We start from the raw sequence: 19,604 nt of genomic DNA, 5'->3' as shown, positions 1-19,604 counted from the left end.
GCCGTGTCAGCCCGACCTCTCCTCTACAGTTTTCGTCGCTGTCCCTATGCGATGCGGGCGCGGATGGCGATTGCAGTCAGCAGAGTAAATGTAGAACTTCGCGAAGTTGTATTGCGCGACAAGCCACAGGAACTGCACGAAGCATCACCCAAAGCGACGGTACCCGTATTGGTGGATGGTGCACGCGTGCTGGACGAAAGTCTCGACATCATGCGCTGGGCGCTTGCGCATAATGATCCGGAACTCTGGCTTGACCATGTTGATGAAGAACTGATCGTCACAAATGATGGTCCGTTTAAGCACCATCTGGACCGTTACAAATATCCGAGCCGTTATGATTTGCCGGATGGAATTGCCAACCGCGATGCAGCCTTGGCGCATCTGGAATTGTTGAACGAGCGGGTGGTCAACGGCGGTTATCTGGGACCAGGACGACCGGCCTTTACCGATATCGCATTGTTCCCGTTTGTCCGTCAGTTTGCCGCAACGGACCCGAATTGGTTCGATGCATTGCCGTTGCCCGATTTGAAGCGTTGGCTGGAAAATCTCGTCACTTCACCGCTGTTTCGCGCCATCATGACACGTTATCCGCAATGGCGCACGGGCGATCCGCCAACCTATTTTCCCTGATCATTTCATCAGGACAAGCTCTTCCGCCATACTGGGATGCAGTGCGACGGTGTCATCAAACGCCTGCTTGGTAAGTCCCGCCTTCACGGCGATCGCTGCGGCTTGCAATATTTCCCCGCTGTCAGGTCCAATGAGGTGCAGCCCGACAACTTTGTTGGTCGCGCCGTCGACGATCATCTTGTAAAGCGCACGCTCATCCCGGCCAGCCAGCACATTTTTCATCGCCCGGAAATCACTGCGGTAGATTTTGATATCTCCAAGTTTAGCCCGCGCCTCTTCTTCGGTCATGCCCACGCCCGCAATGGGAGGGTTGGAAAACACCGCAGTGGGAATACAGCTATAGTCGATCGTCCGCGGGTTATTGCCGAAGACGCTATCCGCAAAGGCATGCCCTTCGCGAATGGCTACAGGTGTAAGCTGAACGCGGTTCGTTACATCCCCGACGGCATAAATGCTTTCGACATTTGTCCGGTTATCCGGGCCCACGACAACCGCCCCCGCAGCATCGACCGCAACACCCACAACTTCAAGGCCCAGATTTGCCGTGTTGGGCACACGACCAATTGCCCACATCAACAGGTCAGTTTCAATTGTTCCGGCATCGCCGCCGTCAATCAGGATTGAGCCATCTGCCTGCTTCTGCGCACCCTTGAACGGGAAGTTCATACGGATATCGATGCCCTTTTCCCGGCTAATACCGACAAGTTTCTCGACAATTTCCTGATCATAGCTGCGCAACATTTTGTCGCCACGTGTGACGAGAGTTACCTCCACGCCCAGCTCGTTGAAAATGCCTGCAAATTCATTGGCGATATAACCTGCGCCTGCGATCACGGCGCGCTTGGGCAGCGCGGGCAAATGGAAAACCTCATTTGATGTAATGCCAAGGTCCGCACCGGGCACATTTGGTATGGACGGCCATGCGCCGGTAGCGATCAAAATTGTACCTGCCGAAATTTCGCGTCCGCTTGCCAGCTTTACGCTGTGCGGTCCCGATAGTGTCGCGCGTTCATGGAATACTTCGACCTTGTTGTTTGTAAATGTCTGGCCGTACAGGCCTTCCAGTCTGTCCACCTCCGCAGCGACATTATCGCGCAGCGTCGGCCAATCAAATGTTGCGCCATCGGTATCCCAGCCAAAACGTCGTGCATCCGCCAAATCTTCGGCAAAATGCGACCCATAGACGAGCAGTTTTTTAGGAACGCATCCGCGAATGACACATGTCCCGCCGACTCGGTACTCCTCCGCCACTGCAACGCGAGCGCCATGCGAAGCCGCAATGCGGGAGGCACGAACCCCGCCGGATCCTGCGCCAATTACGAAAAGATCATAGTCAAAGTCGGACATGGAATATTGCTTTCAGTTCACGAACCCATGTGGGGTTCAGGAAAGACGGTCACCAATGGCTTTTGTTCGCCACAGTTATCGATACATACAATCAACGTTACAAATCCCCCAACGCCGCCTCGATCAATGCGGTCGTTGATGGATCAAAGCCGCTTGGGCCGTTTTCTCCGATTTCTTTGGCGATCTGCTTGCCCAGTTCCACACCGAATTGGTCGAACGGGTTAATCCCCAGCATCACTGCATTTGCAAAGGTGCGATGCTCGTAAAAAGCAATCAACGCACCAACCGTACCCGGGGTCACATCGTCCAGAAGCAATGTTGTAGACGGCCGGTTTCCTTCATAATTCCGGGCAAGGTCATCGGAAGCACGACCGGTCATCAACGCGGCACCCTGTGCAAAGCAGTTGACCAATAGAGCCTCGTGATGCGCGCTGTCGAAATCATGCCCGGGTGTCTTGCTGGCAATGAATTCGACGGGGATCAAATGCGTGCCCTGATGCAAAAGCTGGAAAACGGCATGCTGTGCATCGGTACCCACGCCGCCCCATGTGACAGGCGAACTGTGGCGGCCGAGTGGTGCGCCTTGTGTCGTCACCGATTTGCCGTTCGATTCCATCTCCAATTGCTGGAGATAATCCGGAAGCAAGCGTAGCCGCTCGTCATAGGCAAAAACCGCACGGGTCTGGCAACCGCGGCATTGGGCATAATAGAGATCGGAAAATGCCGCCAAAGTAGGCGCATTTTCCAAAGTAGGCGCCGTGCGAAAGTGCCTGTCCATAGCGGCGGCACCTTCCAGCAGTTCTTCATAAGCTGCCCATCCCAGTCCGAGTGCGACGGGAAAACCGATGGAACACCACAATGAATAGCGTCCGCCGACCGCTTCATTGAATGGCAGGACACGGCTTTCGTCGATGCCCCACTCAATCGCTTTTTCAGGATAGGCGGTCAGTGCGACAAATTGCGAATAGGGGTCTGTAACACCCCCCTTACGCATCCATTCGATCGCGCTGCTGGCGTTGAGCAGTGTTTCTGTGGTCGTGAATGTTTTTGATGCCACAGCAACGATGGTCTTGTGAGGATCCATGGTTGCAACCGCCTCGGTCAATGCCGCGCCATCGACGTTGGAGACGACCTTTACATTATAGCGGACATCTTCCCGGCCCAACGCGTCCATCAACAATTTGGGACCCAACGCCGAGCCGCCAATGCCGATATGCAGCACATGCTCGATCTCACCAAGCGCTCCGGCGTCGATCGCGTCGATCAGGCTGCGCATCCGGTTGTGCAATTCGCGCGCATGGGCGACAGCATCCGGATTACCGGTGCCACGCTCCGCAGAATGTTCCGCCGCCCGTCCTTCGGTGGGATTGACAATTGCACCGCTGAACAAAGCCTCTTTTGCAGCCACCAATTGAGTTTCATCCGCCAGAGCCGAAAAGCCGGGCAACAAAGTGTCATCCAGATGGGTCTTGGACAGATCAAAGCGGATTCCAGCAAGTTCGACCGTCAGTTTGGCAACACGATCCGCATCACTTTCGAACAAAGAAAGGAGGGCTGGCGCCTTATGGTTTTCCAGTTGCGTCCAGTTGCTGTCGGTCATTTGTAATCCTAGCTTATTTCATGTTGGAATCTCGGCACTGGCCAATAGCGCGGCTTGGCATTAGAAGGCCAGTCCTTACGTCCGAAAATGACAGTTAATTTGCGAGATTATGTGACATCAACGATAGAACAACCCGAAGGTGCCGCCGTTCACGGGAAAAGTGCCGATGCAGGAGGCAAATCAGCGTCGGAATGGCGCGAATATGGAACATTTCTACTGAAACTCGCCCTGTTCGTATTTATCCTGCGCAGTTTCATCGTCTCGCCATTCAATATTCCTTCTGAATCCATGCAACCCCGGTTGTTGATCGGTGATTATTTGCTGGTCGCGAAATGGCCCTATGGCTATTCGAAATACAGCCTTCCTTTTTCGTTGCCGCTGATACCGGGCAGGATATTCGCATCAGAGCCCAAGCGGGGCGATGTGGTCGTGTTCAAGGCACCACCATCGCTGAAGGATGATTATATAAAGCGGGTCATCGGTCTGCCCGGCGACGTAATCCAGATGCGCGCCGGCGTGCTTGAAATCAACGGTATAGCTGTCAAGAAAGAGCGCATCGCCGATCTGGTCATTCCTGTCACAGACAATATGAAAGAAGCCGCATCGCTTGAAGGGACACAATTTCCTTGCTGGCGTCCGGATTTTGAAGAACCGGCGAAGAATGGCGGCACACAATGCCGTTATCCGCGCTACCGGGAGACGCTTCCCGAGGGTAAATCCTATGAAATTCTGGACCTCGACGACGCTTTGCCGGGTGATGACACCGAAGCCTTTGTCGTTGGCGAGGGCATGCTGTTCCTGATGGGGGACAATCGCGACCGCAGTGCCGACAGCCGCTTTCCGGCGGACGGCAAAGCCATCGGTATCGTTCCACAGGAATATCTGGTCGGACGTGCGCTGGTAACGGTGTTTTCGACTGACGGATCCTCACGCTGGATTTTGCCCTGGACATGGTTCAGCGCCGCGCGGCCAGAACGGATTGGACAAGGATTTTGACCGAGAAGTCCCAAGCCGACTGGCTGGCTGATCTGCTGCCGGAAAAGCCTGTAGATATCGAACTGTATAACCGTGCCCTGACCCACGGAAGCACAGGTCAACCGGACTATCAGCGTCTGGAGTTTCTCGGCGATCGCATTTTGGGGCTGGTCATTTCGGAAATGCTCTATCGCCGTTATCCGGATGAAGCAGAGGGCCGCCTTTCGCATCGCTTGAACGCACTTGTTGCGGGCAGTACATGCGCCGAAATTGCACGGCAGATCAATCTCAACAGCTATATCCGGCTCGGTAAACAGGCCCGAGACGATGGGGCGCAACAAAGCGACAACGTGCTGGGCGATGCAATGGAGGCGATAATCGGTGCGCTTTATCTTGATCATGGTCTTGATGCCGCGCGCATTTTGATTGAACGGCTGTGGGGCACAATGATCGAAACGGCGCAAGGCGCGCCCAAACACCCAAAGTCCGCGCTGCAGGAATGGTGCGCGGCCAATGGGCGTAAAGTACCCGATTACCAAATCACAAAGAAGGAAGGCCCACCTCACGCCATGCGCTTTGAAATTACCGTTACCGTCAAGGGATTTGATCCGGTCAGCGCGATGGCCAACAGCAAGCAGGCCGCCGAAACGGCCGCTGCCCTCGCCTTTCTGGAGGCTTACGCATGACCAGAAAATGCGGTCATGTCGCCATTATTGGTGCGCCTAATGCTGGTAAATCGACGCTCGTAAACGCGTTGGTCGGGCAAAAGGTCGCTATTGTAAGTCCTAAGGCCCAAACCACCCGGACACGCATGCTGGGCGTCGCCTTGCAAGGGGAAACACAGATCATATTGGTCGACACGCCGGGAATCTTCGCCGCACAGCGCCGTCTGGACCGGGCGATGGTCGCTGCGGCCTGGGACGGTGCCGGCGATGCCGATCTCATTGCGCTCATTGTCGATGGCAGGGCGGGCGCAGGACCGAAGGTCGAGAAGATTCTGCAAAGTCTGAAAGACCGGCCCGAGCGCAAATGGCTTGTACTGAACAAAGTCGATATCGCGGCCAAGGAAAAACTTCTGTCGCTGACGTCAAAGATTACAGATATCTGTGCGTTCGAGGAAATCTACTACATCAGCGCGACCACTGGTGATGGGTTGGAAGAGTTTAAACATGCGCTGGCCAATGCCATGCCGGAGGGCGAATGGCATTTCCCGGAAGACCAGGTATCTGATGCTACCGACCGCCTGATTGCATCGGAAATCACGCGTGAACAGCTCTATCTGCAGCTTCATGAAGAGCTGCCTTATGCCAGTGCGGTTGAAACCGAAAAATATATTGAGCGGGAGGATGGATCGCTCGAAATCCATCAACAGATATTGGTGGCTCGCCCTACGCAAAGAGCGATCGTTCTGGGAAAGGGCGGGACCCGTATTAAAGCAATCGGCGAGGCTGCACGGACCGAGCTGTCAAAATTGATGGGCGTGCGCGTGCACCTTTATCTGCATGTCAAAGTCCACGCAAAATGGGACGAAGACCGCAGTCTGTATCGGGATATCGGGCTGGAATGGGTGGAGTAGCCTAGGCTACCCCATCTCATTTGGCCTTGGCGGTTTCCTTTTTCGCCTTTTTAACAGGCGCCTTTTTCTTAGGTGCCGCTTTCTTTTTCGCTTTGCCCTTTGCCGGCATGGCTGCCCGTGCATCGATCAATTGCGCCGCTTCTTCCAGCGTGAGGGCGTCTGGCGCAATCGATTTGGGCAGCGTCGCATTCGTTGTCCCGTCAGTCACATAGGGACCGAAGCGACCTTCCATCAGCTTGATTTCAGCATCGGTACGCGGATGCTTTCCGAGCTCTTTTAAAGGTGCGCGCGCTGCGCCACGGCCGCGACCGGGATTTGCCGCCGCCTCGGCAAGCTTCACGACCGCGCTATTCATGCCCGTTTCAAATACTTCTGCGGTCGAGGTAAGGCGCGCATATTTCCCGGCATGCGCCAGATATGGTCCATATCGTCCAATGGATGCCGTCACCGGCTCCCCACTTTCGGGATGGAGACCGATTGTGCGCGGAAGCGACAGCAACTTGACCGCCCATTCGAGATCAAAATCCTCTGCCGGTACATCTTTCGGGATTGAGGCACGTTTGGCATCCCTGCCCTCGCCCATTTCGACATAAGGACCAAAGCGTCCCGATTTTCGGCTGACCTCCAACTGGGTTTCAGGATGGACACCCAGAACTTCCGGTCCAGTATCCTCTCCGTTGTCGCCGCCGGGTTGCGCGAATTTGCGGGTATATTTGCAATCCGGATAGTTGGAACAGGCCACAAAAGCGCCAAATCGTCCACCGCGCAGGGCAAGCCGGCCTTCACCGCATTTTGGACATAGACGCGGGTCGCTGCCATCTTCACGTTCGGGGAAGAGGTAGGGCGACAAAAACTTGTCGAGTTCGGCCGTGATATCCGACGGCTTCTGGTCCATTACCTCTACGGTCTTCGGTTTGAAATCGCGCCAAAAACTTTCCAGAAATGCTTGCCACTGGGCACGGCCACCACTGATATCATCCAGCTGGTCTTCCAAACCGGCGGTATAGTCATAAGCCACATAGCGTTCAAAAAAACGTTCCAGAAATGCGGTGAGCAAGCGCCCCGATTCCTCTGCAAAGAAACGGTTTTTCTCGACGCGGACATAGGCCCGGTCCTTTAGCACCTGGATGGTCGATGCATAGGTTGAAGGCCTGCCAATACCCAGTTCTTCCAATCTTTTGACCAAAGTCGCCTCGGAAAAGCGGGGCGGCGGTTGGGTGAAATGCTGGGTCTTTTCCACCGAATGTTTCGCAGGCGCATCGCCTGTCGTCATCGGCGGCAATATCGCGCTATCCTCACCCTCGCTGTCGTCCAGTCCCTCTTCATAAACAGCAAGAAATCCTGGAAATTTCATGACCTGGCCGGTTGCGCGAAGGCCGGTTTGCCCAGTGCCGTCGAGCATATCCACAGTCGTGCGTTCCAAACGCGCCGACGCCATCTGGCTCGCCATCGCCCGTTTGTAGATCAAGTCATAAAGCCTGCCATGATCGCCGGAACCTGCCTTGTCTTTGGCAAAGTCGGTTGGACGGATCGCTTCGTGCGCTTCCTGCGCATTTTTGGCTTTGGTTTGATAGATGCGTGGTTTTTCCGGAAGGTAACCACTGTCAAATCGGTCCGAGATGGTTTTCCGTGCTGCGGAAATGGCACTACCGTCCATTTGAACGCCGTCGGTACGCATATAGGTAATGGCACCATCTTCGTAGAGGCCCTGCGCAATACGCATGGTGTGGCTCGCCGAAAAGCCGAGTTTTCGGGCGGCTTCCTGTTGCAATGTAGAGGTGGTGAATGGCGGCTGCGGATTGCGGGTGACTGGTTTTGTTTCCACCGTTTCTACGTGGAAAGTCCCCGTCTCGACCGCGAGGCGTGCCTGCTCAGCCTCGCCCTCTGTTTTAAGATCCATCTTGTCGAGCTTGGCACCAAGATGGCGGGTCAAACGCGCATCGAATTTCTGGCCCTTATGCTCCATATTGGCCTTTACGGACCAATATTCCTGCGGACGAAATGCCTCGATTTCCCGGTCGCGTTCAACAACAAGGCGGAGCGCCACGGATTGCACACGTCCAGCAGATTTTGCGCCGGGCAGCTTACGCCACAACACAGGTGAAAGTGTGAATCCGACGAGGTAATCAAGCGCGCGACGGGCACGATAGGCATCGATCAAGTCGATATCGAGCTCGCGTGGCCGCTCCATCGCTTCGGTCACAGCCGCTTTGGTAATCGCGTTGAATGTTACCCGCCCCACATTTTTGGGGAGCGCTTTCTTCTTCGCCAGCACCTCCTGGACATGCCAGCTGATAGCCTCACCTTCGCGATCAGGATCGGTCGCAAGGATCAGGCCATCTGCCTTTTTTGCTTCGTCAGTAATCGCCTTTAGCTGTTTCGCCTTGTCGCCATAATTATCCCACAGCATTTCAAAACCATTGTCTGGATCAACCGAACCGTCCTTCGGTGGCAAATCCCGAATATGCCCGTAAGACGCCAGCACCTTGTATCCGGAGCCCAGATACTTCTCGATTGTCTTGGCTTTGGCAGGTGATTCAACAATGACTAATTGCATGATATTATGAACTTTTCCAAAATCTCTCGCGTACGCGTATAGGCTGATGGGGTTAACAGTGTGCCGTCAAGCCAAAAAATTCATGCTGTCAATCGCACTTTTCCGCCTGCTCCCCTTTCCAGTCTTCCGGACAATTCCAGCTCAAGCAAAACGGTTTGGACCACTGCCTGACTGCCGCCTGATTGGCGCACCAGTTCGTCAACCGCAACATAGTTCATTCCCAAAAGGTCGGCGACAGCACGACGGGCAGGTTCGCTCTCGCCTTCAAATGAAAGCTGCACAGGCTGTGGCGGTGACGCGTTAAACGTCATACGGCCGTCCAGAGGCATGATCAGCTCCGCAATCTCGGATGCATTCTGTACGAGGGTTGCCCCTTCGCGTATCAACTGGTTGCATCCATGCGATCGCGGATCCAGCGGCGACCCCGGAATAGCCATGACCTCCCGGCCAGCGTCTGCGGCCAGGCGTGCCGTAATCAGCGATCCGGATTTGGGAGCGGCCTCGATGACCACTGTGCCTCTGGCCAAACCGGCAATGATGCGGTTGCGATATGGGAAATGTCGGGCACGCGGTTCGGTATGTGGCGGCTGTTCGGCGATCAACAATCCATTATCGGCAATAGCATCCTGCAATTCGCGGTTTTCAGGTGGGTAATAGATATCCATTCCGCCGGCTATGACGCCGACCGTACCGGTATCGAGCGATCCAACATGGGCGGCTGTGTCTATTCCGCGGGCCAGTCCGGACACGACGGTTATGCCGCCTTGCCCAAGATCAAACGCCAGGGTCCGTGCAAAGCGGCAAGCGCCCGCCGATGCGTTGCGCGCACCAACCATCGCCACCAACGGACGATCCAGCAGATCCATCCTCCCTTTGACCGTCAAAACCGGCGGGGCATTTTCGATATGCAAAAGCCCTTGCGGATAGTCCGTTTCGTCGATGAATAAATGGCGGCCTCCCAAAGCCGCAACGGATTCGATTTCCTTTTCCACCATCGCCCGGCTCGCGATAGCGACACTCCTGCCCCCGCCACGCATAGCAAGTTCTGGCAACGCATTCAGCGCCGCGCCTGCACTGCCAAACCGTCCCAAAAGCTGTCGGTAGGACACAGGACCGATATGCGGCGTCCGGATCAGGCGCAGTTTATCAATGACATCTTTGCCGTTCGGCATAGGACAGGATCAGTCTTTGCTTTTGCCGATCTTGGGTTCGGTGCCATTGACCAGATTGCGAATATTGGACTGATGCTTCCAGAATATGATCAGCGTACACGCGCACAGGAGCGGTACCAGATCATAGCGGTCAAAATAGGCAGCGGCGATCGGGGCCATCAGCGCCGCCAGCAATCCGCCCACAGACGATATGCGGAAAATGAGCAAGGCGCCGATCCAAGTGATCGCGTAAACGACACCTCCCTGCCAAAAGAGGCCGAACATGATGCCTGCATAGGTAGCCACCCCTTTGCCGCCCCTAAATTTGAGCCACACGGGGTAGAGATGACCAAAAAAGGCCCCTGCGGCCGCGGCGAGTTCTCCACCCGGGAGAAGATGGTTCGCGACCCAGACGGCGGCAAAGCCCTTAAGCAAATCGAGAACCAAGGTCAGCGCCGCGAGTCCCTTCCGCCCGGTACGCAGTACGTTGGTTGCACCGATGTTGCCCGAGCCGATGGAACGGATATCACCTCCGCCCGCCGCCTTTGTCAGCAGGAGCCCGAACGGAATGGAGCCAAGCCCATAGCCCAAAACCAACGCAATAATCGTATTGAGCCAAAAGGTTGTCATGTTCCGAATCCTCTAACTTACTGTATTATGTAGCTGTTTTGTTCTACAGGCTCAAGGGAGCATGGGTTGCCATATACTCTTGCCACAGATAACACACTCCTATGCCTCCGATCGACAAAGACGCCCCGCTATTGTTTTTCGATTCCGGGATCGGCGGCCTTTCCGTGCTTCAGGCCGTACGGCAAAGTTTGCCGACAGCACCCATCATCTACGCGGCTGACTACGCTGGATTGCCTTATGGCACCAAGAGCGAGGCTGAGATTATGGCGCGTGTGCCCGCGCTGCTTGGGCGCCTGGTCGAGCGGTACCGGCCACGGCTTGTTACAATCGCGTGCAATACCGCATGCACCATTGCGCTGTCGCATGTTCGCGCGGCGCTGGATGTGCCGGTGGTTGGCACGGTACCAGCGATCAAGCCGGCAGCAGAATCCACGCATACAGGCGTTATCGGCCTGCTAGGCACGGCCGCGACGATAAGGCAGGCCTATGTTGACCGCCTGCAAACGGCGCATGCACCCGGCATGACTTTGTTACGCCATGCTGCGCCGGAACTTGTGCATGCAGCCGAAAGCAAGCTACGCGGGGAAACGCCTGATCCGGCGATTTTTTTGCGAGCGATGCAAGGCCTGACCTTGCTTCCCGACGGGGACCGGCTGGATGTAACGGCGCTCGGCTGTACGCATTTCCCACTTGTGCAGGATGAGTTGTCGATGGCTTGCCCTAAAATGCGTTTCGTGGATGGCTCTCAGGGAATAGCGCGGCGAATATGTCATCTGACGGAAGGACAGGATTGGCCGGATGAAGCGTCTGAAGGTATCTTTGTGACAACGGGACCACTGGCCGATGTCGAGAATTTACGGGCAGCGCTACATTCCTACGGTTTGACCCAGATCAAATCACTCTAAGCAATAATTTCCGATAGAGCATATCCGAACGACGGTTATTGCAAGTCGTTCGCGCTGGATTTTTAGATTTCCGGCGATTATGGGCGACTAAATGCTGCTTCGGCAGCGCAAATCGGGGTTATGTTCCGTGAATTATGATGCTGTTTTCGAAAAAGCTATCGACCGTCTCCATGCCGAGGGTCGCTACCGCGTTTTCATAGACATTCTGCGCAACAAGGGTGCCTACCCAAATGCGCGCTGTTTTGCCGGACATAATGGTCCCAAGCCGATTACGGTATGGTGCTCAAACGACTATCTGTGCATGGGACAGCACCCCAAGGTCATCTCCGCTATGGAAGATGCTTTGCATGATGTTGGCGCTGGATCAGGCGGCACACGGAACATCGGCGGAAACACCCATTACCATGTGGAACTGGAAGCAGAGCTCGCGGACCTGCATGGCAAGGGCAGCGCTTTGCTTTTCACCTCGGGTTATGTTTCGAACGACGCGACCCTGTCGACGTTGGCCAAGGTTTTGCCCGGCTGCATCATCTATTCCGACGAGCTGAACCATGCGTCGATGATCGCCGGTATCCGGAACGCAGGATGCGAAAAACGCGTCTGGCGCCACAATGATCTCGCCCATCTGGAAGAATTGCTGGCTGCGGATGATCCGGAAGCGCCTAAGCTGATCGCGTTTGAAAGCGTCTATTCCATGGATGGTGACGTGGCTCCGATTGAGGCCATTTGCGATCTGGCCGACAAATATAACGCTCTCACCTATTGCGACGAAGTGCATGCTGTCGGCATGTACGGCACACGCGGTGGCGGTATTACCGAGCGTGACGGAGTGGCGGACCGCGTTACAATCATCGAAGGAACACTTGGGAAAGCCTTTGGCGTTATGGGCGGTTACATTGCCGCCGACCAGAAAATCGTCGACGTCATCCGCAGCTATGCGCCGGGCTTCATTTTTACGACGTCGCTATCGCCGGTTCTGGTGGCAGGTGTGCTGGCAGCTGTAAAACATCTGAAAGCATCCAGCGAAGAACGTGATGCGCAGCAAGCCAATGCGGCTATGCTGAAAAAGCTTTTTGCCGATGCCGGGCTTCCCGTGATGATGAGCAACACGCATATCGTCCCCTTGATGGTCGGAGATCCGGTCAAAGCAAAGAAGATCAGCGACACGTTGCTGGCCGAATATGGCGTTTATGTGCAGCCGATCAACTATCCGACCGTGCCGCGCGGTACCGAACGCCTTCGTTTTACGCCGGGTCCGCAACATGATGAAACCATGATGCGTGAACTGACCGACGCCCTGGTAGAAATCTGGGAGCGCTTTGAACTGCGCGTAGCCCAGGCAGCCTAGCCGATCATCTGAACAAAGGTCTCGCGATCCACATTTCCGCCTGAAAGCGTCACGGCGGTTACGGGTTTCAACGGGATTTTTCCGGCCAGGACCGCTGCAAGCGCAACAGCTCCGCCCGGTTCAACGACAAGGTGCAGTTTTTCAAATGCGAGACGCATGGCTGCGGCGACCTCTTGCGTGGATACCGTAACGCCTTTTGAAACCCTGCGCTGCAAGACTTCAAAGTTAATCGGATATGTCTGCGGCGTCTGAAGCGCGTCGCATTGGGTAGGATATGTCAGATCCTCGACAGGCAGTATTTTGCCTTCGTCGAGCGAACGGATAATGTCGTCCCATCCTTCGGGTTCGACAATTACCATCTCGGCATCAGGGCACGCTAAGGAAAGCCCTGCGGCAAGGCCTCCGCCACCACAACAGGCGACGATCTGGTCAGGCCCGTCATGGCCAAAGGCTTGCAATTGGGCCGTGATTTCCAGGCCGGCACTGCCCTGCCCTTCGATTACCCATGGATCGCCAAAGGCGTGCACCAAAGTGCCGCCATTACGGGCGATCAATTCGGAAGCGACAGCATCGCGCGATTCGGTTGCGCGATCATAAAGCACTACATTTGCACCCAGCGCGCGCGTTGCTGCCAATTTCATCTTGGGGGCATTGGAAGGCATGACAATGGTTGCCGCGACGCCCAAGCGCTTTGCTGCCCAAGCCACACCTTGCGCATGGTTCCCGCTGGAAACGCCGACGACGCCCTTGCTGCGCTGCTCTTGTGTTAAATCGGTCAAACGATGCCAGGCACCCCGTATTTTGAAGGCGCCGATTGGCTGAAGCATCTCGGCCTTGCACCACAAAGTGACCCCGTCGACGTCCAAGGGCAAAAGTGGTGTTTGGGGCAGTATTTCTGCTACCTTATCCATTGCACGCAGCACGCCCTCACGGCTAGGCTTGCGATTTGGCGAGAGCAATTCTTGTTCTGTCATAAAAGGCCCCTATATGCGTGCGCTAACGAATCCCTGATAAAAGGAACGGGCGAATGAGCAAGGTGTTGGTAATTGGCGCAGGCGGCGTAGGTTCGGTGGCAGTCCACAAGATGGCGATGAACACTGACATATTCAGCCACATCAGCCTTGCGAGCCGGACAAAATCCAAATGTGACGCAATTGCGGAGTCGGTAAAGTCCCGCACAGGCGTGGACATCGACACTTACGGCCTGGATGCCGATGACATCGCCGCCACAACAGCGCTGCTGAACAGCATCAAACCGGCATTGGTTGTGAACCTTGCCTTGCCATATCAGGACCTCAATATCATGGAAGCATGTCTGGCGGCAGGCGTGCATTATATGGACACGGCCAATTACGAGCCACTGGATGTCGCAAAATTCGAATATCATTGGCAATGGGCATATCAGGACCGTTTCAAAGACGCCGGCCTGACCGCACTGCTCGGCTCCGGGTTCGACCCCGGTGTCACCAGCGTGTTCACAACCTATCTGAAAAAGCATCATTTCGACCGGATCGACACGCTCGACATTTTGGATTGCAATGGCGGTGATCACGGTCAGGCCTTTGCCACCAATTTCAATCCGGAAATCAACATCCGCGAAGTGACGGCCGTGGCGCGGCATTGGGAAAATGGCGATTGGGTCGAAACCCCGCCAATGTCGGTAAAGCAGAGTTTCGATTTCGAAGGCGTTGGCCCGAAGAACATGTATCTGATGTATCATGAAGAAATCGAAAGCCTGAAAACCCACCTGCCCGAGATCAAGCGGATCCGGTTCTGGATGACCTTTGGCGATGCCTATATCACCCATCTTAACGTCCTTCAGGCCGTGGGCATGACGCGGATTGATCCAGTTATGTACGAAGGCAAGGAAATCATTCCATTGCAGTTCTTGAAAGCCGTTCTACCGGAACCGGCGAGCTTAGGCCCGACGACCAAAGGCAAGACCAATATCGGCTGCATCGCGACCGGCATCGGTAAGGATGGCAAAGAGAAGACGCTCTATATCTACAATATCTGCGATCACGAAGACGCTTATGCCGAGACCGGCAACCAGGCTGTCAGCTACACAACGGGCGTTCCCGCGATGATCGGCGCGGCAATGCTGGTGACCGGCAAATGGACCGGCGCGGGTGTTTGGAACATGGAGCAGTTTGATCCCGACCCCTTCATGGACATGCTGAACGCACACGGCTTGCCTTGGCAGGTGAAGGAACTTGATGGACCTTTGCAGTTCTAATGGAAACCAAAGCGGGTGATCCCGGCGCTTTTGCGCATTTCGATCTTCATCGTGTCCCTTCCCCTGCCTTTGTGGTGGATGAGGCTGCCATACGTCGTAACCTTGCCATTCTGGCAGATGTAAAGGCACGATCTGGAGTCAAGATTTTGGCCGCCATGAAAGCCTTTTCCATGTGGGAACTGGCACCGGTCATCGGCGAGTATCTTGATGGCGTCTGCACCAGCGGCCTGTGGGAAGCTCGACTGGCAAATGAGAAATATCGCGGCGAAATTGCGACCTATTGCGCCGGCTACAAAGAGGCCGATATGGCGGAGATTGTAGGCATTTCGGATCATGTGATTTTCAACAGTCCTAATCAGCACCGACGCTTTACTGCTTTCCTGAACGATAGCACCGATGTCGGCCTACGCATAAATCCGGAGCATGCCGAAGGTGAGGTCGCTAAATATGACCCGTGTTCCCCTGGATCACGCCTAGGCTTTCCTGTCAGCCAGCTGAAGCCGGAGCATCTCGATGGCGTATCGGGACTGCATTTTCATACGCTGTGCGAACAGGATTTCGTTCCCCTCAAACGGACATGGGATTCCCTGAAACCCAAAATTGCGCCTTATTTTGACCAGATCAAATGGCTCAATTTTGGCGGCGGCCATCATATTACCCGTGCAGATTATCAACGCGAAGAGCTGATCGATTTCCTGAAATCAGTCCGCGCGGAAACCGGCCTGGATATTTATCTGGAGCCGGGGGAGGCCGTAGCGCTGGATGCAGGGATATTGGTGGGCGAGCTGCTTGATGTATTTGAAAATGGCGTCGGTGTCGGAATAACCGACATCAGTGCGACCTGCCACATGCCCGATGTTATTGAGGCGCCCTATCGACCGGCAATGCTCGGTGAGCGGGATGATGGTCCTGTCATCCGACTGGGCGGGCCATCCTGTCTGGCGGGCGATATCATCGGAGATTACCGCTTGCCAACAAAGGCAGTGCCCGGAACACGCTTCGCCTTTCTCGATCAGGCGCACTATTCCATGGTGAAAACGAACACCTTTAACGGAGTACCTTTGCCATCCATTTGGCTCTGGAATAGCGAGACCGATGAACTGAAATGCGTACGCCAGTTCGACTGGACCGAGTTCCGCGACCGCCTCAGCTAAAAAACTGCGCGAATCGCTTTACAACCCCCCCTGTTTTTCATAATGCGCTCATCCGCTGCCCCAGGGGGACTTCCAATAACCGCAAGGCAGCCTTGTTGTTTCCGTTTATTTTTTGGGGGTCCCTTGAGTTGTACGAGAACACTGACGCACTTGCTGTAGTCCGCGCCCTTCGCCCGGACGAACCAATCACGCTCCTTCGCCCGCACGCTGCGACGCGCGCCGCCCGTTTCTTCGTTGAGAAGTTTCAGGGAAAGTCGCTTTATGCCGTGAAGGCCAATCCTTCGCCCGCGCTGCTTGAGCTGCTGTGGGATGCCGGGATCACCCATTTTGATGTGGCATCGCTGGGTGAAGTCCGGCTGGTGAACAAATTCCTGCCTGACGCGAAACTCTGCTTCATGCATCCCGTGAAGTCGGAACGCGCTATCGCACAGGCCTATCATAATCATGGTGTCCGGACGTTCAGCCTCGACAGCCATGACGAGCTTGAGAAGATCGTTCGTGCCACCAACGGCGCAACGGATCTGGAATTGTGCGTGCGGATCCGCGTTTCGTCCGAACATGCAAAGCTAAGCCTTGCATCGAAATTTGGTGCCGACCCTTCGGAAGTCGCCGATCTTTTGGTCGCAACCCGTCAGGTCGCGGATTCTCTGGGCATCTGTTTTCACGTTGGCAGTCAGGCCATGACACCCGCCGCATTTGCCGATGCGATGGAACATGTTCGTGCGGCGATCGTACAGGCATCTGTAACGGTCGACATTGTCGATGTGGGTGGCGGCTTCCCTTCGGTTTATCCGGGTATGGAACCTCCCCCGCTCGAAACCTATTTCGACGTGATCCACAACGCATTTGAAGACCTTCCCATCAGCTACTCCGCCGAATTGTGGTGCGAACCTGGCCGGGCTTTGTGCGCTGAGTATGCGTCTCTTCTGGTCCGCGTCGAAAAGCGCCGCGGGGACGAGTTGTATATCAATGACGGTGCCTATGGTTCGCTGTTTGATGCCGCGCATGTGGGCTGGCGTTTCCCTGTCCAGTTGCAACGTTCGGACACTTCGATCGGCACACAAATGGCTGAGTTCAGCTTTTATGGTCCAACCTGCGACGATATGGATCATATGGCAGGTCCATTTGTCTTGCCGGATGATGTTAAGGCAGGCGATTATATCGAGGTCGGCATGCTTGGTGCCTATGGATGTGCCATGCGGACTGAATTCAACGGTTTTGGCGAAACTGAAACCGTAGTGGTTGAAGATGAGCCTATGGCCACGCTTTACTCACGGTCGGCAGCCAATGATGTCGGCGACACAAACCGCCACGCACGCGCGTCTAAAAAATAGGCTGCAATTGACAATTGAATAGCGGTGACGCACCCTCCTCAATGTTCATAATTGAGGAGGGAAATCTATGGGCATGTCTATATTAACACCCGCTGCGGTGCTGGTTCTCTGGTCGTTGATCATGTTGTTCTGGCTTGCCTATGCGCGCTTCAGCGCCGCCGCAAAGCTCGGCAATAAAGAGCCCGTCGCACCGGGGCTTCGTGGTCAGGATATCGATCCCAAGCTACCTCCATCGGCGGCTTGGAAATCGCATAACTATTCGCATTTAATGGAACAGCCGACCATATTCTATCCGACGGTGTTCATCCTGTTCCTAACGGGAACCGCCACGCCCATCACCGTCATCGCGGCGTGGGCCTATGTGATCCTGCGCATCATCCATTCGATCTACCAATCAACGGTCAACAAGGTCATGGTTCGGTTTGCGATCTTTCTGACATCGACATTGTGCCTGCTGTTTCTGGCGGTACACGCGGTACTCGCAACACTTTAGGGGGAATGACAATGACAAGTGCAATATTGGAGCCAGTGGTCGCACTGGCCATATGGACAATGATCGTCTGGATCTGGATGTATGCGACGCGTATTCCTGCCATGAACCGTGCCGGAATCGATGGCGTCAACATGGTCGGATCGACAGGTGGCGGCTTACGGAGTGATTTGACCGCAAAGGGCGAGATCAAGGCGTCTTGGGTCGCTGATAACTATAATCACCTCCACGAAGCCCCTACAGTCTTTTATGCAATTTCAATAGTGCTTGCGATTATCGGACAGGGTGACGGCCTGAATGCCACCATTGCATGGGCTTATGTCGGACTGCGTATCGCACATAGTTTGGTGCAGATACTGGTCAACCGGGTAGTCGTCCGGTTTTTGCTGTTTGTGCTTTCAACCATAGCCCTGATGATGCTGGTGACGCATGCAGCAATGGCGATCTTCATGCATTAAATCAGGCTGGACGGCTGAAATGCCCGACCAGCTCGATATGGGTTGACCAGCGGAACTGTCCCACCGGCCAGATCCGCTGCAACCTGTATCCGGCAGAAACAAGTGTTTTGGCATCACGCGCAAAGCTTGCAGGGTTGCAACTGACATAGGCAATGTCGGGAACTTTTGACGCCGCAAGTTGGGCAATCTGCTCCTTGGCGCCCGCACGCGGCGGGTCGAGAATTACCACCTCGAATTTGTTCAATTCCTCAAAGCTGAGTGGACGCCGGAACAGATCCCGGTGCTCGGCAAAAACCGCTCTACCGGCCCTGCCCGCGGCGGCCTTCAGGCCTGCTATAGCTTCACGATCAGCCTCGCCCGCGTAAACTTTCTGGCGATTATCGAATGATAGTGCAAAAGTACCCAGACCTGCAAACAAGTCGGCGATAATGGTCTTCGAACCTGCAATCTCATGCACCGCCGCCACAAGTGCTGCTTCACCATCGGGGGTAGCCTGAAGAAATCCATAAGGTGGATAGGCCACAGGAACAGCATTCAGGGTAATGGTAACAGGTTCAGGCTCCCAAAACGGCACGGGGCCATAGCCTTCGTCTAGCGACAGGCGGGCAAGACGATGCGCTTTTGCAAATTCCGACAGCGTCTCATGCGTATCAAGATCATAGGCGATCCAGTTTTCGATGAGAACATCTGTTCCCTGGTCCACCACCGCCATTTTGATCTGAACTTGTCTTGCCCGGTTCAGCCGTGGCCCCAGCAATTCCCGTAGCGGCTTGAGCAAAGCAAATAATTGCGGCGCCATGACGTCACATTGGCGCAAATCAATGATCCGGTGGCTTTTTTCTGTGCTGAAACCCAGCTGTAATTGTTTGCCCGCCCAGGCGGATCGCACGGCTATGCGCCGCCGTGTCGACGGTGGCGACAAATGGACAGGCATGACTTCGCCGATATCAACCTGTTGCGTTGCCAAAGCATGGGTCACACGATCTGCAATAAAGCCGCGCAAACTCTCTTCATCGAGATGCTGCAACTGGCACCCACCGCATAAAGGAAAATGCTGGCACGGCGGCGTCGCGTGATGGGGGCCATGGATCAAGCCACCCTTGGGATCGAGCCGGTCCCCAGGGGCGGCATGGGCAACATAGCGGCCCTCTGCGGTCACACCATCTCCGCGGGCGGCTACCCTGATGATTTCTTCACTAACGGTCATAGCGCC

General features: G+C 55.2%; 18 protein-coding genes. 11 read left to right on the top strand and 7 right to left on the bottom strand.

The window, feature by feature from the left end; all coding sequences use genetic code 11:
* Positions 1-3: 3 nt before the first annotated feature.
* Entirely contained in the window at positions 4-630 is a 627-nt protein-coding gene (locus FOM92_RS04445; protein WP_143775559.1) for a glutathione S-transferase, read from the top strand.
* Here FOM92_RS04445 and gorA read toward each other — a convergent pair whose 3' ends face one another.
* Together gorA and pgi are read right to left on the bottom strand one after the other, a co-directional pair.
* Positions 631-1,977, bottom strand: a complete 1,347-nt coding sequence (gene gorA / locus FOM92_RS04440; RefSeq protein WP_143775558.1) for a glutathione-disulfide reductase — start codon at positions 1,975-1,977, stop codon at positions 631-633.
* A gap of 97 nt (positions 1,978-2,074) precedes the next feature.
* Positions 2,075-3,577 carry a glucose-6-phosphate isomerase gene (gene pgi, locus FOM92_RS04435; RefSeq protein ID WP_143775557.1) on the bottom strand — a complete coding sequence of 501 codons (1,503 nt, stop codon included), beginning with the start codon at positions 3,575-3,577 and terminating at the stop codon, positions 2,075-2,077.
* 111 nt (positions 3,578-3,688) lie between these two features.
* On the opposite strand from pgi, the gene lepB reads away from it, so the two are divergent.
* From lepB to era, 3 genes are read left to right on the top strand one after another with little or no spacing between them, the layout of a single operon-like run.
* Positions 3,689-4,573 carry a signal peptidase I gene (lepB, locus tag FOM92_RS04430; protein ID WP_281285555.1) on the top strand — a complete coding sequence of 295 codons (885 nt, stop codon included), beginning with the start codon at positions 3,689-3,691 and terminating at the stop codon, positions 4,571-4,573.
* Positions 4,570-5,238 (top strand): ribonuclease III, encoded by a 669-nt coding sequence (rnc, locus tag FOM92_RS04425; protein WP_246087143.1) that lies wholly within the window; start codon positions 4,570-4,572, stop codon positions 5,236-5,238. The genes lepB and rnc overlap by 4 nt, the downstream gene beginning before the upstream one ends.
* A complete protein-coding gene (gene era, locus FOM92_RS04420) occupies positions 5,235-6,128 on the top strand; it encodes a GTPase Era (RefSeq protein WP_143775554.1) in 894 nt (297 codons plus the stop codon). Before rnc ends, era begins: the two co-directional genes overlap by 4 nt.
* 16 nt (positions 6,129-6,144) lie before the next feature.
* On the opposite strand, the gene topA is transcribed toward era, so the two are convergent.
* The 3 genes from topA to plsY form a co-directional block, all read right to left on the bottom strand.
* On the bottom strand, positions 6,145-8,685 hold the full coding sequence (topA, locus tag FOM92_RS04415; protein ID WP_143775553.1) for a type I DNA topoisomerase: 2,541 nt from the start codon (positions 8,683-8,685) through the stop codon (positions 6,145-6,147).
* 80 nt (positions 8,686-8,765) lie between these two features.
* A complete protein-coding gene (dprA, locus tag FOM92_RS04410; protein ID WP_143775552.1) occupies positions 8,766-9,857 on the bottom strand; it encodes a DNA-processing protein DprA in 1,092 nt (363 codons plus the stop codon).
* Between the two features lie 9 nt (positions 9,858-9,866).
* The gene (gene plsY, locus FOM92_RS04405) at positions 9,867-10,466 is read right to left on the bottom strand and encodes a glycerol-3-phosphate 1-O-acyltransferase PlsY (RefSeq protein WP_143775551.1); all 600 of its coding nucleotides are present in this window, start codon (positions 10,464-10,466) and stop codon (positions 9,867-9,869) included.
* Positions 10,467-10,567: 101 nt separating this feature from the next.
* Between plsY and murI the strand changes: the two genes are divergently transcribed.
* Positions 10,568-11,371: a glutamate racemase gene (murI, locus tag FOM92_RS04400; RefSeq protein WP_143775550.1), complete on the top strand. Its 804-nt coding sequence runs from the start codon at positions 10,568-10,570 to the stop codon at positions 11,369-11,371.
* 127 nt (positions 11,372-11,498) lie between these two features.
* Positions 11,499-12,719, top strand: a complete 1,221-nt coding sequence (gene hemA / locus FOM92_RS04395) for a 5-aminolevulinate synthase (protein ID WP_281285554.1) — start codon at positions 11,499-11,501, stop codon at positions 12,717-12,719.
* Here the strand turns inward: hemA and FOM92_RS04390 are convergent.
* Complete coding sequence (locus FOM92_RS04390) at positions 12,716-13,693, bottom strand: threonine ammonia-lyase (RefSeq protein ID WP_143775548.1); 978 nt, start codon at positions 13,691-13,693, stop codon at positions 12,716-12,718. The two genes, hemA and FOM92_RS04390, sit on opposite strands and share 4 nt — an antisense overlap.
* 53 nt (positions 13,694-13,746) lie before the next feature.
* Between FOM92_RS04390 and FOM92_RS04385 the strand changes: the two genes are divergently transcribed.
* From FOM92_RS04385 to FOM92_RS04365, 5 genes are all read left to right on the top strand, one after another.
* Positions 13,747-14,955: a saccharopine dehydrogenase family protein gene (locus FOM92_RS04385; RefSeq protein WP_143775547.1), complete on the top strand. Its 1,209-nt coding sequence runs from the start codon at positions 13,747-13,749 to the stop codon at positions 14,953-14,955.
* Positions 14,955-16,109 (top strand): carboxynorspermidine decarboxylase, encoded by a 1,155-nt coding sequence (locus FOM92_RS04380; RefSeq protein ID WP_143775546.1) that lies wholly within the window; start codon positions 14,955-14,957, stop codon positions 16,107-16,109. Before FOM92_RS04385 ends, FOM92_RS04380 begins: the two co-directional genes overlap by 1 nt.
* 128 nt (positions 16,110-16,237) lie before the next feature.
* A complete protein-coding gene (locus FOM92_RS04375) occupies positions 16,238-17,443 on the top strand; it encodes a type III PLP-dependent enzyme (RefSeq protein ID WP_143775545.1) in 1,206 nt (401 codons plus the stop codon).
* A 73-nt stretch (positions 17,444-17,516) separates the two neighbouring features.
* Positions 17,517-17,936 (top strand): MAPEG family protein, encoded by a 420-nt coding sequence (locus tag FOM92_RS04370; RefSeq protein WP_342778159.1) that lies wholly within the window; start codon positions 17,517-17,519, stop codon positions 17,934-17,936.
* A gap of 11 nt (positions 17,937-17,947) precedes the next feature.
* Positions 17,948-18,391 (top strand): MAPEG family protein, encoded by a 444-nt coding sequence (locus tag FOM92_RS04365; protein WP_143775543.1) that lies wholly within the window; start codon positions 17,948-17,950, stop codon positions 18,389-18,391.
* Position 18,392: 1 nt separating this feature from the next.
* Here the strand turns inward: FOM92_RS04365 and FOM92_RS04360 are convergent, their stop codons facing one another.
* Positions 18,393-19,598, bottom strand: a complete 1,206-nt coding sequence (locus FOM92_RS04360) for a class I SAM-dependent RNA methyltransferase (RefSeq protein WP_143775542.1) — start codon at positions 19,596-19,598, stop codon at positions 18,393-18,395.
* Between the last annotated feature and the right edge of the window lie 6 nt (positions 19,599-19,604).

This window comes from Sphingorhabdus contaminans (assembly GCF_007280415.1).
Lineage (GTDB): Bacteria > Pseudomonadota > Alphaproteobacteria > Sphingomonadales > Sphingomonadaceae > Sphingorhabdus_B > Sphingorhabdus_B contaminans.
The sequence above is the reverse complement of the archived record's forward strand: the minus strand, read 5'-3'. Positions and strand labels throughout refer to the sequence as shown.

Excerpts from the sequence above, each read along its gene's own strand:
- gorA (WP_143775558.1), bottom strand. The coding sequence starts at position 1,977 with ATGTCCGACTTTGACTATGATCTTTTCGTAATTGGCGCAGGATCCGGC.
- pgi (WP_143775557.1), bottom strand. The coding sequence starts at position 3,577 with ATGACCGACAGCAACTGGACGCAACTGGAAAACCATAAGGCGCCAGCC.
- era (WP_143775554.1), top strand. The coding sequence starts at position 5,235 with ATGACCAGAAAATGCGGTCATGTCGCCATTATTGGTGCGCCTAATGCT.
- topA (WP_143775553.1), bottom strand. The coding sequence starts at position 8,685 with ATGCAATTAGTCATTGTTGAATCACCTGCCAAAGCCAAGACAATCGAG.
- dprA (WP_143775552.1), bottom strand. The coding sequence starts at position 9,857 with ATGCCGAACGGCAAAGATGTCATTGATAAACTGCGCCTGATCCGGACG.
- plsY (WP_143775551.1), bottom strand. The coding sequence starts at position 10,466 with ATGACAACCTTTTGGCTCAATACGATTATTGCGTTGGTTTTGGGCTAT.
- murI (WP_143775550.1), top strand. The coding sequence starts at position 10,568 with ATGCCTCCGATCGACAAAGACGCCCCGCTATTGTTTTTCGATTCCGGG.
- FOM92_RS04390 (WP_143775548.1), bottom strand. The coding sequence starts at position 13,693 with ATGACAGAACAAGAATTGCTCTCGCCAAATCGCAAGCCTAGCCGTGAG.
- FOM92_RS04385 (WP_143775547.1), top strand. The coding sequence starts at position 13,747 with ATGAGCAAGGTGTTGGTAATTGGCGCAGGCGGCGTAGGTTCGGTGGCA.
- FOM92_RS04380 (WP_143775546.1), top strand. The coding sequence starts at position 14,955 with ATGGAAACCAAAGCGGGTGATCCCGGCGCTTTTGCGCATTTCGATCTT.
- FOM92_RS04370 (WP_342778159.1), top strand. The coding sequence starts at position 17,517 with ATGTCTATATTAACACCCGCTGCGGTGCTGGTTCTCTGGTCGTTGATC.
- FOM92_RS04365 (WP_143775543.1), top strand. The coding sequence starts at position 17,948 with ATGACAAGTGCAATATTGGAGCCAGTGGTCGCACTGGCCATATGGACA.
- FOM92_RS04360 (WP_143775542.1), bottom strand. The coding sequence starts at position 19,598 with ATGACCGTTAGTGAAGAAATCATCAGGGTAGCCGCCCGCGGAGATGGT.